The organism is Corallococcus sp. AB011P, from assembly GCF_003611605.1.
GTDB lineage: Bacteria > Myxococcota > Myxococcia > Myxococcales > Myxococcaceae > Corallococcus > Corallococcus coralloides.
Genome location: NZ_RAVX01000007.1, coordinates 26,500 through 42,715, shown reverse-complemented (window position 1 = coordinate 42,715; position 16,216 = coordinate 26,500). Strand labels below are relative to the sequence as shown.

11 protein-coding genes are annotated in these 16,216 nt (G+C 71.3%); 7 read left to right on the top strand and 4 right to left on the bottom strand.

Features of this window, described 5'->3' with window-relative positions; translation table 11 throughout:
• Nucleotides 1-92: 92 nt before the first annotated feature.
• The 3 genes from D7X30_RS19980 to D7X30_RS19970 all read right to left on the bottom strand — a co-directional run bounded on the left by D7X30_RS19980 (nt 93) and on the right by D7X30_RS19970 (nt 5,651).
• A complete protein-coding gene (locus D7X30_RS19980; protein ID WP_120564538.1) occupies nt 93-2,396 on the bottom strand; it encodes an RTX toxin in 2,304 nt (767 codons plus the stop codon).
• 626 nt (nt 2,397-3,022) lie between these two features.
• Nucleotides 3,023-4,321: a serine/threonine-protein kinase gene (locus D7X30_RS19975; RefSeq protein WP_120564537.1), complete on the bottom strand. Its 1,299-nt coding sequence runs from the start codon at nt 4,319-4,321 to the stop codon at nt 3,023-3,025.
• A 115-nt stretch (nt 4,322-4,436) separates the two neighbouring features.
• Complete coding sequence (locus tag D7X30_RS19970; RefSeq protein ID WP_120564536.1) at nt 4,437-5,651, bottom strand: serine/threonine-protein kinase; 1,215 nt, start codon at nt 5,649-5,651, stop codon at nt 4,437-4,439.
• A gap of 230 nt (nt 5,652-5,881) precedes the next feature.
• Here D7X30_RS19970 and D7X30_RS19965 point away from each other — a divergent pair, with 230 nt between their 5' ends.
• The 6 genes from D7X30_RS19965 to D7X30_RS19940 all read left to right on the top strand — a co-directional run bounded on the left by D7X30_RS19965 (nt 5,882) and on the right by D7X30_RS19940 (nt 13,752).
• Nucleotides 5,882-6,259, top strand: a complete 378-nt coding sequence (locus tag D7X30_RS19965; RefSeq protein ID WP_120564535.1) for a helix-turn-helix domain-containing protein — start codon at nt 5,882-5,884, stop codon at nt 6,257-6,259.
• A gap of 51 nt (nt 6,260-6,310) precedes the next feature.
• The gene (locus D7X30_RS19960) at nt 6,311-6,766 is read left to right on the top strand and encodes a helix-turn-helix domain-containing protein (RefSeq protein ID WP_120564534.1); all 456 of its coding nucleotides are present in this window, start codon (nt 6,311-6,313) and stop codon (nt 6,764-6,766) included.
• Between the two features lie 138 nt (nt 6,767-6,904).
• Nucleotides 6,905-8,485 (top strand): ATP-binding protein, encoded by a 1,581-nt coding sequence (locus D7X30_RS19955; protein ID WP_120564533.1) that lies wholly within the window; start codon nt 6,905-6,907, stop codon nt 8,483-8,485.
• A 67-nt stretch (nt 8,486-8,552) separates the two neighbouring features.
• Nucleotides 8,553-8,927 carry a response regulator gene (locus tag D7X30_RS19950; RefSeq protein ID WP_014400722.1) on the top strand — a complete coding sequence of 125 codons (375 nt, stop codon included), beginning with the start codon at nt 8,553-8,555 and terminating at the stop codon, nt 8,925-8,927.
• On the top strand, nt 8,927-11,728 hold the full coding sequence (locus D7X30_RS19945; RefSeq protein ID WP_120564532.1) for an ATP-binding protein: 2,802 nt from the start codon (nt 8,927-8,929) through the stop codon (nt 11,726-11,728). The genes D7X30_RS19950 and D7X30_RS19945 overlap by 1 nt, the downstream gene beginning before the upstream one ends.
• The gene (locus D7X30_RS19940; RefSeq protein ID WP_120564531.1) at nt 11,725-13,752 is read left to right on the top strand and encodes a response regulator; all 2,028 of its coding nucleotides are present in this window, start codon (nt 11,725-11,727) and stop codon (nt 13,750-13,752) included. The genes D7X30_RS19945 and D7X30_RS19940 overlap by 4 nt, the downstream gene beginning before the upstream one ends.
• A 10-nt stretch (nt 13,753-13,762) precedes the next feature.
• On the opposite strand, the gene D7X30_RS19935 is transcribed toward D7X30_RS19940, so the two are convergent.
• Entirely contained in the window at nt 13,763-15,331 is a 1,569-nt protein-coding gene (locus tag D7X30_RS19935) for an LVIVD repeat-containing protein (RefSeq protein WP_120564530.1), read from the bottom strand.
• A 119-nt stretch (nt 15,332-15,450) separates the two neighbouring features.
• Between D7X30_RS19935 and D7X30_RS19930 the strand changes: the two genes are divergently transcribed.
• A complete protein-coding gene (locus D7X30_RS19930; RefSeq protein ID WP_120564529.1) occupies nt 15,451-16,209 on the top strand; it encodes a hypothetical protein in 759 nt (252 codons plus the stop codon).
• Nucleotides 16,210-16,216 lie beyond the last annotated feature (7 nt).

The window sequence follows — 16,216 nt, the reverse complement described above, 5'->3', positions numbered from 1 at the left end:
CTGCACGGAACACTCCTGAAGGCGGAAGGGATTGCGGCCGGAAAAAGAAGCGGGCGCCCCGGTCCTGCGGGCGCCCGCGAGGACGTCAGCGACTACGGCGCGGGAGGCAGGAGCTTGATGTCGCCCGCTGCGCTCGGCTGCTCGTTGTCACCGATGTTGTTGGTGTTGCCGTAGCCGAGCTGACCGTAGTTGCCCTGGCCCCAGCACCGCGCCTTGCCCGTGGAGAGCAGCGCGCAGGTGTGGGTTCCGGACGAGGCCGTCACCTGGTACGCGGTGGCGCCATCCAGGTCCACGGCCGGGCCCGGCGTGGACCGGAGCGCGGTTTTGCCGTCGCCGAGCTGGCCGGAGGCATTGGCGCCCCAGCACCGCACGCTGCCCGTGGAGAGCAGGGCGCAGGTGTGGGTGGAACCGGCGGAGATCTGCAATGCGCTGGTGCCCAGGTCGATGCTCCCGGAGTCCCTGAACAGGGAGTAGCTGAGGGCCTGTCCCGTGCCCAGCTGCCCTGAGTTGTTGAGGCCCCAGCACCGCACGGTCCCCGTCTTCAGCAGGGCGCAGGTGTGGGTCCCACCGGCGGAGATTTGTGAGACCGGACCGGCCGGCTCGAACGCGGGCTGGCTGTTGGGCAGCTCGTTGTCGCCGATGTCGTTGTAGTGGATCTGCCCAAGCTGACCGTAGTTGTTGAGGCCCCAGCAGAGCATCTTGTCGTTGGAGAGCAGCGCGCAGGTGTGGTTGCCACCCGCGACGACATCCGTGGCGGTGACGCCGCCCAGGTTCACATCGCCCGCGCTCCAGGGCTGCTCGTCATCACCGATGCTGTTGACGTGGCCGTAGCCCAGCTGGCCGTACTGGTTGCGGCCCCAGCAGCGCACCTTGCCCGTGGCCATCACCGCGCAGGAGTGCTCCGCGCCCACCGCGATGCGCGTGGCCGGACCGCCCAGGTTGACGTAGCCGAAGCTGGCCACCGGCTCGCCGTCGCCCAGGTTCTGCGTGCTGTTGTAGCCGAGCTGTCCGAAGTTGTTCTGGCCCCAGCAGCGCACCAGGCCCGTGTCCAGCACCACGCAGGAGTGGTTGCCACCCGCCGCCAGCTTCGTGGCCTTGCCGAGGAGCTTCACCGCGCCGGCCGTGTACGGCAGTTCGTTGTCACCGATGTTCTGGGTGTTCTCGTAGCCCAGCTGACCGTAGGCCCCGTAGCCCCAGCACCGCACCGAGCCGTCATTCAGCAAGGCACACGTGTGGGCGGTGCCGTTGCGGATGCTGTTGATGCCATCCAGCGGCCCTTCGGCGACGGGGTTGTCCGGGAACTGATCCGGGGTGAGCTTGTAGGTGAGCGTGGTGGTGCCGTTGTTGCCGTCCGTCACGGCGAGCTTCAGGTCGCCCTGCACGGTGGTGGTGTAGTTCTGGAGCGTGGAGGGGTTGGTGTCCCCGGTGAACGCGGGCACGGGGTCGAAGGTGGTGCCCGTGGCGGGCGTGAAGCTCCACGCGTAGGTGAGCGCGTCCTGGGCACCGTCGTCACTCACGTCCGCCGTGAAGATGACGTTCTGGGTGTCACGGACCCGCAGGCCGTTGAGGCCGTTGATGACGGGGTTGAAGAGGACGGCGACGGAGGTGTCGATGACGCCGCTGGAGGTCTCCGGAGGCTTCACCTTCGTGGTGAAGGTCGTGCTGATGGAGTGGCCCGCGGGGTTGGTCACCGTGACGGTGTGGGTGAAGACCGTCTCGGAAGACACCGTGGGAGGCGTGTACTGGGAGACGAAGGCGCCCGCGGTGTTCTGCAGCGTGATGGCGCCGTTGAGAGGCGAGAAGCTGCCGCTGCCCGCGACGGCGGAGGTGATGGCGTAGCGCAGCGCTTCGCCATTCGTTGCTTCCACCGCGAAGGTGATGTTGCCCGACTGCGAAGAGGCGAAGGCACTGGGGATGCTGATCTTTCGGATGCGAGGGAGGGAGATGACCGCGTTGTTGTTCGCGGGGGCCAGGGGGATGGTGACGGTCTCGAAGTCGAGGTTCAGCGTGGCGTCAAGCGAGCCGGAGAAGAGGAGGTTCCCGGAGGCGTCGAGCGCGCGAGCGAAGAAGCTGAGGGCCTTGGCCTTCGGAAGGAAGGGGAGCTTCCCGGTCCACGCCCCAGCGGAGGTGAAGAGGTCGAAGTTCTTGAAGATGACCAGGCCGCCAGTGCCCTGCTCGGAGACGTCGACGCGGATGCTGGCGACGTCGGAGTAGGAGAAGGCCTGGGCGGAGACGCGGCCCTTCACGGCCTGGCTGAAGATGTCCTGCGCACCGATGGAGACGGTGACCTGGGACTGCGTCTGCTCGGCGGGCGCGGAGGGCTCCGGCGCACTCGAGCCGGAGCTACACGCGGCCATCCACGGCGAAGACAGGGACAGCAAGAGCGCGCCCAGCATGCCGCGCGACCGGAACCAACGGGGGGACGTTCGCTTCACTCGACACTCCTTGGGAAGACAGACAGGAAAGAAGGCCAATGACTCACAGCGGGCACACGCCGGCCTCACGAGCCCCCGGCGAAGCCCGGAGACACGTTTCCCGTGCCGCGCTCGGAGCGAGCACGGCCGGGGGACGGCATGGAAAACGGAGGGATTGGACAGGCCTACGCCGACCCGGGGGGACCTCCCGGCCCTCGGCGTATGTCTGGGCTACAGCTGGAAACGCAAATCACAGTGCCAGCGGGTGAAAAGACTGTCACGTCTTTTATTGGTTCTCGCGAAAGCGTGTCAATGTCTGGGTTTGCGCTGACTGGCGGGTAGAATGCGTGTCAGTCGCGGCGGACCCGCGCGGTGACAGGATTTGTCATCCCCCTCGGAACCTCACCCGGAAGAGCGGCTCGGCGGGGTGACGCACCGGGTTGATGAGTGAGAGGAATCAAGCAACTCGCGGAAGCTTCGCCAAACACTGCAATGCTTCATGGCTCGCGCGAAATCAGGAAAAGACAGTCACGGACCTCCTGCGGCACCCCGCTGGTCCCGGGGGACTCGGGTGACCCGCGTCCCAGGGACCCGGTGCCGACGCGAACTCACACCGGTTGGTGGCCGTCGTCGTCGTCCTCGAGGTCGTCTCCCGGTGCCTCTTCATCTGGGCCGGCCAGCTCGTCCAGGTCCTCCACGGGCAGGGGCTCGTCATTCAGGTCCGGCGTCACGTCGTCGCCCTGGAGGAACGGCGGCGGACCCTCCGGGACGGTGGCCTCGGACGTCATCGCGGCCTCCTCCGCGGTCAGCTCCTCCGGGTGCAGCCCGCCCTCCAGCAGCTCCGCCTGGTTGCGCCGGCCCGTGGCCTCCCGTGCCGCCTCCGCCACCTCCTCCGCCGCGGCCTGCCGCCCGTACGCGGGCGCATGGTCGCGCAGCCACTCCCTCAGTGCCGCCGCCAGCTCCGCCGCCGTGCCGAAGCGGTCCGCCGGGGACTGGCGCAGCGCTCGCACCACCACCGCGCGCAGGCCCTCCGGCACGTCGCGCGCCATGCGCTCCACCTCCCCGGGCCCCACCAGCGCCATCCGCGCCGCCACCTCCGTCAGGGGCATCCACGTGGGCCCCTGGGCCTGCACCGGCGGCAGGTCCGGCGGGGGCGGAGGCGCCGCGTCCCCCTGCGCCAGCGGGTGCGTCCCCGTCAGCACCTCCAGCAGCACCAGCCCCAGCGAGAACAGGTCGCTGCGCGCATCCACGGGCTCGCGCCGCAGCGCCTCCGGCGAGGCGTACGCCACGTCCCCCTTCACCAGCGGGCGGCTGGTGATCTCCCGCCCCGGCAGCGTGGAGAACGCGGCGGTGAAGTTCGTGAGCTTCACCTCGCCATGCACGCCCAGGCGCAGGTTCCGGGGGCTCACGTCCCGGTGCACGATGCCCAGCGGCCGGTTCCACTCATCCCGCAGCGTGTGCGCGTGGTGCAGCGCCTCCGCCACCTCGGAGACCACCCACGCACCGAAGGCCGGGGACATGGGCTTGCGCCGCATGGCCACCAGGTTGAGCACCGTGTCCAGCGACCGGCCCTCCACGTACTCCATCACCACGTGCGGAACGCCCCGGTACGCCTTCAGGTGGTAGACCTTCGCGATGCCCGGGTGGTTGAGCCGGAACGTCAGCTCCACCTCCTCCACCAGCCGCCGCCGCTCCACGAAGCCAGACGGGTTGCGCAGCCGCTTGATGACCACCGGGCCGCCCATCCCGCCCCGGTAGCGCCGCCGCGCCAGCATCAGCAGCTCACCAGTGGAGCGCACCTCCAGCTTGCGCACGAACTCGAAGGCCGTGCCTCCCACCGTGAACAGCACGCGCGGCCGGCGGGGCACGCCGGGGTTCTCCTCCGTCGTCGTATCGGGCGTCTTCATGTCCTGCCTTCCAACCTCTGAGGTGGAGCGGAAATCGCTCAACCCCGCAGGTAGCACAAACCCTGTGGTGGGGAAAACCTCCAGGGTCGTGTGGAAGTCAGTAGACCCGGAAGGTTCACCTGTCCCGGCGCAATCCCAGACGCCGGAGCCACCGCTCCCACCGCCGCCGCCACGCCAGCCGCCGGGCCACCCACCAGGGCATGGGCGGGGGCAGCGGCGCGGCCAGCCCCAGTGACGGTCCGGGCGGAGGCGGCACGGGCGGCGTGGACGCGCTGGAGTGGGGCGCGGCGCCGGGGATGCGCCGCTCCTGCTCGCGGGTCCAGCGGCGCAGCTCGCGGGCCTCCTCGTTGCCGTCGAAGTACGCGTCGGACTCCTCCGTGACGGCGTCGTGGGGCGGCGGTGTGTTGAACAGCGGCGTGTCCCAGCTGTCCGGGGCGCGCTCCAGCGCCGCGCTCAGGTCGGCGTAGAGATCCGCGCCCATCTGGTAGCGCTCGCTGGCCTCCTGGCGCAGCAGCCGCTCGCAGATGTCATTGAGGGCGCGGGGCACGCGCGCGTTGAGCGCGCGCGCGGACCGCCCCTTGATGTTCTGGATGCCACCCAGCAGCGCCGCGGCCGGCAGGCCCGGGGGATAGGGGAAGTCCCCGGTGAGCACCTGGAAGAGCGTGAGCCCCAGCGAATAGAGGTCGTCCGTGGGCTGGTAGACGTAGCGGGACATGCCCATGGGGTTGTCCAGCCAGTAGCGCAAGAGCTCCGGGCTGCGGTAGCTGGGCGTGCCCGGCGGCGGCCGCCCGTCGGTGATGGCCGGGGCGCAGGCGTGGTCGCTGGAGCCGAAGTCCACCAGCACCGGCCGCTCGTCCGACGCGCGCACGATGATGTTGCTGCCCTTGATGTCGCGGTGGCGCACGCCCGCGCGGTGGATGAAGTCCAGCGTCAGCGCCAGCTCCGCGAACAGCCGCGCCACCTGCCGCGCCGTGGGCTCCGCCTCCATCGCCCAGTCCGACAGCGTGGGACCCTCCACGTAGTCCATGACCAGGAACAGGTAGCCCGTGCGCGGGTGCGGCCAGCGGTGGTAGCCGCGCAACGCCACCACGTTGGGATGGGTCATGCGGTGCAGCACGCTCACCTCCTTGAGCGTGCGCGCGTCCACCTGCGAGCCTTCCTCGGAGTCCTGCGGCCCCTGGAGCGCGAACTTCAGCGCCACGTGGAAGCCCCCGGTCTCCGCCAGGAACACGGTGCCGTAGCCCCCCGTGGCCAGGCGCTTCAGCAGCCGGAAGCTGCCCACCACCTCCTGGGGTTGGAGCAACAGCGGATGTCCTCCCTCCAGGCTCATGGAGTGGCGCCTCCTACGCGGAAGGAAAGCCCGAGTGCTTCGGGATGTGGAGGGTTGAATCTCAGAGGGAGGACGTGGCTGAGAGGATGCATTCGCGAAAGGATGGATGGGACCTGCAAGGTCCATAGCATGGCGGACGCCCCTTGGGGTAGTGTTGGTGCCGTGTCAGGTAGGATGCCGGACACCTGACTTCATGGGAGACACGGTCCGGCCAGGGGTGGTGAGCGGCAATGAACGAGGAGCTGGCCATCACGGTGGGCACCGCGGCGCGACAGGCCCGGGAGCGGCAGGGCCTGACCCAGGGCGACGTCGCCAGCCAGGTGGGCATCGCCATGGAGGTCTACAGCCGCATGGAGCGCGGGCGGGTGCTGCCCAGCTCCACCACCTTGCGCCGCATGTGCATGGTGTTGCGCATCCGCGCGGACACGCTGCTGGGGTTGGATGGGCCCTCGCCCCCGGACGAGGCGCTCACGCTGGCCCTGGCCGACCGCGAGGAGGATCCCCCCTCCCTGCGCCGGCTGGTGCGCGCGCTGAGGCCCCTGGATGAAGAGGGGTTGAAGGCCATGGGGCTCATCATCCAGGGCGCGCTCGCGCTGCGTGAACGCTGACCGAGGCCTCGAAAACTTGCGCCCCGGAGGAGAGATGCAAGGTTTTGCCGCGTGCCCGCCCCGGTGAATGAAAAGCTGAACACGGTGTTTGGAGCCGCCGCCCGAGACGCGCGGCTGCGCTTGGGACTCACGCAGGCGGACGTGGCGGAGCGCGTGGGCATCGCCATGGAGGTCTACAGCCGCATGGAGCGCGGCCGCATGCTGCCCCGCGCCCAGACCCTGCGTCGGCTGTGCGACGTGCTGTCCGTGTCCGCGGACGTGCTCTTGGGCGTGGGCGCCGGTTCCGCTCCGGCTCCGTCCCGGTCCCCGCCGCGCGAGGAGGACTCGCTGGAGCTGCGCCGCCTGGTGCGCACGCTGCGCGACCTGGAGCCCCGCCAGCTCAAGGCCGTGGCGCGCGTGGTGCGCACCGTGGTGTCCGTCATGCCCCCGAAGCCGGCGCCCGGGTCCTCGCCCACTCCCACGCCCCGGAAGAAGCCGCGGGCCGCCCGCAAGCGCCGCGCCGGCTGAGGCGGCATCAACAGCAGACAAATCCTCCCGGGCTGCAACCGGATGTCCGCTCGCCTGCACTCCCGACCCGGGGGCCGGGCCTTCGGGCGGGTCCCTCTCCTCAATGGCAGACAAGTGGGGTAGCACGGGAGCTACGCCATGCTTCCTCCCCCGACGCCCGCGGATGAGCCGCGGCGCCTCCAGGCGCTGCGCTCGCTGTGTCTGCTGGACACGCCCGCGCACGAACGCTTCGACCGCATCGTGCGCGCCGCGTCGCACCTGTTCCGAGTGCCCATCGCGCTCGTTTCGCTGGTGGACGAGAACCGCCAGTGGTTCAAGGCCCGCATCGGCCTGGACGGCACGGAGACGCCGCGCGAGCTGTCCTTCTGCGCCCACGCCATCCTCACCCCCACCACCTTCATCGTGCCGGACGCGCTGAAGGACCCGCGCTTCCACGACAACCCGTTCGTGCTGGGTGCACCCTTCGTCCGCTTCTACGCGGGCCACCCCCTGCGCGCCGCGGACGGCAGCCGCGTGGGCACGCTGTGCCTCATCGACTCGCGGCCCCGGGACTTCTCGGACGCGGACCGCGCCGCGCTCGCGGACATGGCCGCCTGGGCGGAAGGGGAGCTCAACGCCCTGAACGAGCGCGAGGCCCGCACGGCGCTGGAGCAGCAGGAGCGCTTCTTCGAAGTCTCCGTGGACATGCTCTGCATCGCCGCCATGGACGGCACCTTCCTGCGCCTGTCCCGAGCCTGGAGCCGCACCCTGGGCTTCTCCGACGCGGAGCTCTACAGCACGTCCCTGGTGGACCTGGCCCTGGAGGAGGACCGCGCCGACACCTCGCGGCACCTGGCCCGCGCCCGGGAGGGCATCCCCGTCCTCCAGTTCGAGCACCGCGCCCGCTGCCGCGACGGCACCTGGCGCTGGCTCCAGTGGAACGCCGTGCCGGACCCGGAGGAGGGGCTGCTCTACGCCGTCGCCCGCGACGTCACCCAGGCCCGCCTCCTGGAGGAGGAGCGCCAGCGCGTGGAGCGGATGAAGAACGAGTTCATCGCCACCGTGAGCCATGAGCTGCGCACGCCGCTCACCTCCATCCGCGGCTCGCTGGGGCTGCTCAGCGGCGGCATCCTCGGCCCGCTGGACTCGCAGGTGGCGCGGATGGTGGGCATTGCCCACAAGAACAGCGAACGGCTGCTGCGCCTCATCAACGACATCCTGGACCTGGAGAAGATGGAGTCCGGCCGGCTGGACCTGAACCTGGCGCCCACGGAGGTCGCGCCGCTGCTCGCCCAGGCGCTCCAGGCCCACCAGGGCTACGCGGACGAATACGGCGTGCGCCTGGAGGCCGTGGTGGACCTCCCCCACGCCCGCGCCCGCGTGGACGAGGACCGCTTCATCCAGGTGCTGGCGAACCTCCTCTCCAACGCCATCAAGTTCTCCCCCCAGGGCGAGCGCGTCATCCTGTTCCTCACCCGCGAGGGCGGCGCCCTGCGCGTGGGCGTGCAGGACCACGGCCCCGGCATCCCGGAGGCCTTCCAGGACCGCGTCTTCCAGAAGTTCGCCCAGGCGGACGCGTCCGACACCCGCAAGCGCCCGGGCACCGGGCTGGGGCTGAGCATCGCCCACGGGCTGGTGGCCCGCATGGGCGGCACCCTGCGCTTCACCACCTCCCCCAGCGAAGGCACCCGCTTCTCCTTCGACCTGCCGGAGTGCGAACCCGGGCCCGACGTCGCCTGACGGACATCCGTTTCCCCCTGCCTTCCGTACGGCGATCCAAACCCCTCTCCCTGGAGCACTCCCTCCCATGGCGAAAATCGAGAAGGTCCTGCTCGTGGACGACGAGGACGACATCCGCACCATCGGGCAGCTGAGCCTGAGCCGTGTGGGGGGGTGGAAGACGGTGCTCGCGTCCTCCGGCGCGGAGGCCCTGGAGAAGGCGGGCCAGGAAGGCCCCGACCTCATCCTCCTGGACGTGATGATGCCCGGCATGGACGGGCCCACCACGTTCGGCCGGCTGCGCGCCCAGCCCGCCACCGCGAACACGCCCATCATCTTCATGACCGCCAAGGTCCAGAAGCAGGAGGTGGCGCGCTACCTGGAGCTGGGCGCGGTGGGCGTCATCGGCAAGCCGTTCGACCCCATGACCCTGCCGCAGGAAATCCGCCGCCTGGTGCCCTGATGGAACCCCGCCTGTCCAAACGCTCCGCCGCGCTGGCCGCCGGCGCCCTGGTGCTGCTGTGTGCCCTGTTCGTCCTGGGCCGCCCGGGCTCCACCGCCGACCATGACCACTACCGCACCCAGCTGCGGCAGCTGCGCGTGGCCACGTCGGAGCTGGAGCAGGACGTGCTGCGCCAGCGCGTGGGCATGGCGCAGCTGCATGGCGCGTCCGACCGGGACTTCGACGCGCTGGCCGCCCGCGCCCGTCAGCTGCGCACGGCGCCCGGCTTCCTCCCGGCGGAGGGCATGCGCTCGCTCAACGCATCCCTGGACACGTACCTGCGCGTGCTGGAGGGCTCGCGAGCACTCCTGGCGGCGGCCCGTGAGAAGGACCAGCAGCTCGCCGCCCTGCGGGAGTCCTATCCCGGCGTCGTCGCCGCCACCGCCGCCGCGCTGCCCCAGGGCGCGCCGCGCGCGCACGTGGAGGCGATGGACGTGGACGTGCTGCTCGCCTCGAGCGCTCCGGGAGAGGCGTCGGGCGCCCGCGTGGAGGCCTCGCTGGCGCGACTGGCCCGGGCGCGTGAGAAGCAGCCGCTGTCCGCCCCCGCCATTGCCGCGCTGGATGCCCTGGAGGCCCGCACGCGGGAGCTGATGGCGCTCCAGCGCGCCACGGACGCGTCCTTCCAGGCGCTCATGGACCACGGCGCCACTGGCGAGGCCGAGCGCCTCATCACCACGTACCTCCAGCTCCAGGAGCAGTCCCAGTCCCGCGCGGAGCGCACGCGCATCGTCCTGTTCGGCGTGTGCCTGCTGCTGGTGGTCTACGTGCTCGTCGTGCTGGTGCGGCTGGCGCGTGCGTCCGCGGCGCTGGGCGAGCTCAACCGGGGGCTGGAGGCGCGCGTGGCGGAGCGCACCCAGGCCCTGTCCGCCGCGAGCGCGGAGGCGCGGGCCAGCGACGCGCGCAAGGCGGCCATCCTGGAGGCGTCGCCGGACGGCATCGTGGTGCTGGACGAGTCCGGCCGCGTCGCGGAGTTCAACCCCGCGGCGGCGTCCCACTTCCGCCTGCCGTCCGCGCGGGCGGTGGGCGCGGACTTCCTGTCGCTGGCGCTGCCCGCGTCGCTGCCGGTCTCGCAACGGGAAGCCGTCCACGCCGCGCTCCTCCAGGAGGACGGCGCGGCGCGTCTGGAATCGCCGTGCCTGCGCGCGGACGGCGACGTGTTCCCCGCGGAGCTCACCTTCGCGCGTGTGCACGCGGACGGCCCGCCGCGCACCACCGTCTTCGTGCGCGACCTCACGGAGCGCAAGGCCGTGGAGCGGATGAAGAACGAGTTCATCTCCACCGTGAGCCACGAGCTGCGCACCCCGCTCACCTCCATCCGCGGCTCGCTGGGCCTCTTGGAGAACGGCATCGTGGGGGAGCTGCCCTCGCAGGCGCTGGACATGGTGCGCATCGCGCGCACCAACACCGAACGGCTCATCCGCCTCATCAACGACATCCTGGACCTGGAGAAGATGGAGTCCGGGATGCTGGAGCTGAAGCTCCAGCCGCAGACGGCGCAGGACCTGGTGGAGGCCACGCTCGCGGGCGTGCAGGGCATGGCGGAGACGGCGCACGTCAGCCTGCGCTCGGACGTGGAGGGCGCGCCGCAGGTGAAGGGCGACCGCGACCGGCTCATCCAGGTGCTCACCAACCTGGTCTCCAACGCCATCAAGTTCTCCCCCCAGGGCGCCTCCGTGGTGGTGGCGGCCGGCTTCTCGGTGGACGGCCGGGTGCGCTTCAGCGTCACGGACCAGGGCTCCGGCATCCCGGAGGAGAAGCTCCCCCGCCTCTTCGGCCGCTTCCAGCAGCTGGACGCGTCCGACACCCGCTCCAAGGGCGGCACCGGCCTGGGGCTGGCCATCTCGCAGGCCATCGTGGAGCAGCACGGCGGCCGCATCGAGGTGTCGAGTCCCCCGGGCCAGGGCGCCACCTTCCAGTTCACCCTGGAGGCCCTGCGTGTCGCCGCGCCGGGCGCCACCGCGGCGCTGCCCACGGACGAGTCGCGCCACAACGTGCTCATCGTCACCGCGGACGCGGACCTGTCCACCCTCCTGCGCGGCCTGCTGTCGCACGAGGGCTACCGGGTGGTGCGCGCCGCCACGCTCACGGAGGCCGTGCAGGCGGTGGAGCACGCGCTGCCGGACGCGCTGGTGGTGGACACGCAAATGCCGGACGGTCCCGTGCTGGACTGGGTGCGCCGCCTGCGGGAACAGCCGCGCACGCGCGAACTGCCCGTGCTTGCGCTGTCCGGGCGCTCGCAGCCAGGGGCGAAGGACGCGGGCACGGCGCTGCTGGTGGACTGGCTGCCCACGCCCGTGGATGAAACCCGGTTGCTGAAGACACTGCGCTACGCCATGCGCCAGCCGGGCCAGGCGCGCGTGCTGGTGGTGGATGACGACGCCACCACGCGCCGGGTGCTGTGCGCGCAGTTCGAACGGCTGGGCGCGCTGTGCATCGAAGCGGCGGACGGGGAGAGCGCGGTGGCGCTCGCGCGCGACACGCCCCCGGACCTCATCGTGCTGGACGTGGGGCTGCCGCGGCTGGACGGCTTCGAGGTGGTGGACATCCTGCGCCAGGGCAAGGGCCGCGCCACGCCGCTCATCGTCTTCACCGGCCGCGAGCTGTCGCGCACCGACCAGCGCCAGCTCACCCTGGGCATCACCCGGCACCTGACGAAGGCCCGCGCTTCTGAAGAAGAGCTGGTGGCCTCCGTGCGGGAGCTGCTCAACGGACTGCTGGCCCGCCGCGACGCCGCGGCCGAGCCTCGAAAGGCGATGCCATGAGCACCGCGCGTAGCGCCAAGACGCTCCTCTTCCTGGAGGACGACCGAGACCTCCAGACGCTGGTCTGCACCTTCCTGCGTGAAAAGGGCTACCAGGTGACGCCCGCTCGCTCCGCCGCGGAGGCGCGCGAGGTGCTCCAATCCAAGCCGGTGGACGCCGCCATCGTGGACGGCCTGCTGCCGGGCATGACGGGCGCGGACTTCATCCGTGAGTTGCGCAAGACGAAGCCGGGCCTGCCGGTGCTCTTCGCGTCCGCCTTCTGGAAGGACCTGAAGAGCCACGAGCTGCTCACGCGCCAGCTGGGCGTGGCGCGCGTGGTGCACAAGCCCTACCGGCCGGAGGAGCTGGCGGTGTGGCTGGAGCAGCTCTTCGCGGTGGCCCCGCCCCCGCCCCCGCCCCCGGAGGCCCAGGACGAGGAGGACGCGGAGCCGGTGGACGACTTCGCGGCCAGCCTGGCACTCCTGAGCGCGGACTACGGCGCGAAGCTGCCGGAGCGGCTGGCCACGCTCCAGGCGCTGCTCGGCAAGGGGCGCCACGGCGACGCGGCGGCCCTGGATGAGGCCTACGGCGTCGTGCACAAGCTGCACGGCACCGCGGGCAGCTACGGCTTCCGCGAAGTGAGCATCACGGCGGGCGCGCTGGAGGACGTGCTCCGTCCGGTGAAGACCGGGGGCACGCTGGACTGGGCCCGGGTGGACGCGGGCTTCCGCGCGCTGGAGGACCGGGTGTCGCTGCCGGTCCTCACCCCGGAGCTGGAGCCCGAGGAGGCCGTCGTTGCCGCCATGGGCACGCTGCTCGTGGTGGACGAGGACGCGGCCGTGCTCGCGGACGCGAAGCGGATGGGCGAGCGCGAGGGGGTGCGCGTGGTGACGGCCGCCACGCCCCAGGAGGCCTGCGCCACGGTGGAGCGGCAGTGGGTGGACGGGGCGCTCCTGCACATGGGCGAGGCAGGGCTCGCCACCGCGAGCGCGCTCCGCGCGATGGAGGGCCACCAGTCCCTGCCCCTGGCCTTCTCCAGCACGGGCGGGGGCCTGCAGGAGCGCGTGCGCGCGGCGCACGCGGGCGCGTCGCTGTTCCTGCCCCGGCCCTTCACCCAGCAGGACTTCGCCACCGCGGCGGAGCGGCTGGTGGCCACGCGCCGGCTGGAGCGCGCGAAGGTGATGGTGGTGGATGACGACCCGGAGGCGGTGCGCGCCCTCTCCCAGGCGCTGGTGAGCGACGCGGTGGAGGTGGTGGGGCTGGAGAACGCCTACGGCCTGCTGGACGCGCTCGCGCAGCACCGCCCGGACCTGCTGCTGTTGGACGTGCAGATGCCCGGGCCCAGCGGGTTCGACCTGTGCCGCATCCTGCGCCTGACGCCGGAGTGGCAGGAGCTGCCCGTCCTGCTCATCACCGCGCAGGTGGGTCTGGAGTTCCGGCTGGCCGCGTTCCAGGCCGGCGCGGACGACTACCTGGCCAAGCCCGTGCTGAAGGAGGAGCTGCGGGCCCGCGTGCACGCGCGGCTGGAGCGGGCGCGGCTGTCGCGCGAGCGCACGGAGCGCGACGCGCTCACCGGCCTGATGCTGCGCCGCCCCTTCGTGGAGGCGGTGGCCACGCGGCTGTCGGAGGCGCGCCGGAGCGACAAGCCGCTGGCGCTGTGCTTCCTGGACGTGGACCACTTCAAGAAGGTGAACGACCAGCACGGCCACCTCGCGGGGGACCGCGTGCTGATGCGGCTGGGCCGGCTCCTGGGGGCGCGCTTCCGCCGCGAGGACCTGCGCGCCCGCTGGGGCGGCGAGGAGTTCGTCGTCGCGCTGCTGGGCGAGACGCCGGAGAGCGCGAAGGAGATCCTCTCCCGCACGGCGGAGGAGCTGTCGGCGATGACCTTCGAAGGCGACGCGGGCGGGACCTTCCACGTCACCTTCAGCGCGGGGCTCGCGGTGGCGCCGGGTGACGGCACCACCCTGGACGAGCTGCTGCGCGTCGCCGACGCCCGGCTCTACCGGGCGAAGGAGAACGGCCGCAACCGCATCGAAGCGGAGTGACGCCCGCGCGTCACGGCTCCGCCAGCACCAGCAACCCGCGCGACAGGTCCACGACGTACACGTGCCCGTCGCCGGGCACGCGGATGCCGATGGCCCCCTGGTAGAGGCTGTCGGTGCTGCGCGGGTGCGCTTCCTGGAAGGAGTCGAAGGCGGCGATCTCCTTCGGGTGCGCGGGGTCGGCCACGTCGAAGACGCGCACGCCTTCGTGGTACCATGCCACGTAGAGCCGCGTGCCCACCAGCACCATGTTGTGGATGGACGTCTGCGGGCGCTTCTTCACCTCGCCGATGAGGCGGATCTTCGCCGGGTCGGTGACGTCCAGCACGCGCAGGTGCGCGCCGAAGCGCTCGCCGCCCTCGAAGGCGATGGTGCGCCCGTTGATGGTGCCCACCGCGTTCGCGTGGCTGTACTGGCCGGTGAAGGCATACGTGCCCAGCACGGGCGTCACGTCCGGGCGGGCGACGTCCATGACGACGTAGCCGGTGCGCGTGTGGTTGACGTAGAGCCGGTCCTGGTAGGCGAACGCGTCGTGCGGGTAGCTGCTGCCCGCCTCGCGCGGCACGGAGATGCGGCTGAGCAGTTGGGGCTCCAGCGGCGAGGCCACGTCGAACAGCAGCGTCTCCCCGTTGGGAGACGGGGACATGGCGTACAGCCGGTCGCCGTCCACGAACACGGTGTGCACGTCGATAGGGCCGCCGGGCAGCGAGCGCACGTACTGGGGGCTGGCCGGGTTGGTGATGTCGAAGACGACGACGCCGGAGTTGGCGCTGGCGACGTAGAGCGCGTCGCCCTTGGCCCAGACGCCGTTCCAGTAGTTGTCGTTGGGCAGGCTCACGCGGGTGACGAGCGTGGGGTGGGCCGGGTCCGCCACGTTGAAGACGTTCAGGCCTCCGTCCTCCTTCGTGCCCCGCGGCAGGGACACCACGTAGGCGTGGCCCTTGGTGACGTAGACGTCCACGGGGTCTCCCTCCGGGATGGCGGACTCGGAGACGAGGCGCATGTCCCTGGCGCCGGTGTCCTCTTCCTGGTTCAGGTTCATCCGCCGGGCGTGGAAGGTGCCGGAGTAGTCCGGCACGCCGTCGGTGCAGCGCACGAAGCAGCCGGTGATGTGGCCGGGCGCCGGCACGCGGCAGCCCGCGAGCGCGTACCGCTGCAACCGGAGCAGGGAGTTCATGATCTCCCCGGTGATGAAGAACCCCTGGGGGCCCACCTCGTTGCGCACCAGGGGGTCGCCCAGGAAGCTGGGGGTGGTATCCAGGCGGAAGCCCGTGCCGAACATGCTCGTGGCGTTGTAGCGGAAGATGGCCTGGTAGACGCCGGAGGGCTCCAGGGCGCCCACCGCCTTCAGGTCACAGCCGGTCAGCTTGAAGCTGGCCGGGTCGGTGCAGTTCGCGCTCGGCTCCGCGTAGCTCGCGTCCATGCAGGGCTCGTTGGGGACCACGTCGATGTAGTCGGTGAGCTCGACGGGGGGCTTTGTCTCCGGCGGTCCCGGTTCGGGAGGGTTGGAGTCGCTACAGCCGGACAGGGACAGGGCGCAGGCGAACAGGCCCGTGCCCAGAATGCGAAGGGAAGACGTCATGGGATGAAGGCTCCTGCGCGGAAGCTTCGCGGTCCACGGCCGACGCGAAGCGCGCGGGAAGTCTAGCCCACGGCCCGGAGCGGATGCGCGAGCCTCCCCTGTGGCGCTAGAAGCCCACCATGCACCCACGCCGTCCGGACATCGAAGCCGCGCTCGCCGACCTGCGCACCCGCGTTCCCGGGGGGAAGGTGGTGGACCACTGGAGCAGTGAGCCCCCCTGGCCCACGCCGGAGCAGCAACGCCTGCGGGACGCATGGCGCGACAGCATGGCGGAGGCGCTGGAGGTGGCTCTGACGCGGCAGGCCTTCGAGCCCATCTCCATCCCCGAAGCGCGGAGCCCCCCGGACTGGGAGTTCATCGTCGCTCACGCGCTGTCGTGTCACGGCGGACAGGTGGCGTCCTTCCCCCAATTCTCGGAGACCCGGCAGCGCGACGGGGAGACGTTCATCACGCTCGGCGCGGACTACGACCAACTGGTCATCTACCGGGGGCCCCTGGAGCTCCACGGCCACGTGCACCTGTCGGGGACCGTGGTCGTGCTGGGAGACCTCATCGTCCATGGTGCCCTGATGGATGGGGACCCGGCGGACTCGGGGCTCGTGGTCATGGGCAACGAACGGGTGCGCGCGCTGTCCGCGGGCGCGGATCATGTCGTGACCGGGGACCTGGAGGTGGAGCTGCTGGTGCCGTCCGGCTCGGATGGCTCGCGGGCCGTTGGCGGAGAGGTCCGTGCGCGCCTGCGGCTGGAGAGCTCCACGGTCGATGAGGAGGCGCGGCGCTGGCTGGAGCCACTGCCGTCCGACAAGGTCCTCAATGACGGCTGGGCGCTGTGCCGGGAGGTGGGCAGCGGCCGGACGAAGGTGCGGCCCCCTCCGTAGGCTTCGG

Coding starts and splice junctions, on each gene's coding strand:
- D7X30_RS19980 (WP_120564538.1), bottom strand. CDS start 2,396: ATGCTGGGCGCGCTCTTGCTGTCCCTGTCTTCGCCGTGGATGGCCGCG.
- D7X30_RS19955 (WP_120564533.1), top strand. CDS start 6,905: ATGCTTCCTCCCCCGACGCCCGCGGATGAGCCGCGGCGCCTCCAGGCG.
- D7X30_RS19970 (WP_120564536.1), bottom strand. CDS start 5,651: ATGAGCCTGGAGGGAGGACATCCGCTGTTGCTCCAACCCCAGGAGGTG.
- D7X30_RS19930 (WP_120564529.1), top strand. CDS start 15,451: ATGCACCCACGCCGTCCGGACATCGAAGCCGCGCTCGCCGACCTGCGC.
- D7X30_RS19945 (WP_120564532.1), top strand. CDS start 8,927: ATGGAACCCCGCCTGTCCAAACGCTCCGCCGCGCTGGCCGCCGGCGCC.
- D7X30_RS19940 (WP_120564531.1), top strand. CDS start 11,725: ATGAGCACCGCGCGTAGCGCCAAGACGCTCCTCTTCCTGGAGGACGAC.
- D7X30_RS19965 (WP_120564535.1), top strand. CDS start 5,882: ATGAACGAGGAGCTGGCCATCACGGTGGGCACCGCGGCGCGACAGGCC.
- D7X30_RS19935 (WP_120564530.1), bottom strand. CDS start 15,331: ATGACGTCTTCCCTTCGCATTCTGGGCACGGGCCTGTTCGCCTGCGCC.
- D7X30_RS19975 (WP_120564537.1), bottom strand. CDS start 4,321: ATGAAGACGCCCGATACGACGACGGAGGAGAACCCCGGCGTGCCCCGC.
- D7X30_RS19950 (WP_014400722.1), top strand. CDS start 8,553: ATGGCGAAAATCGAGAAGGTCCTGCTCGTGGACGACGAGGACGACATC.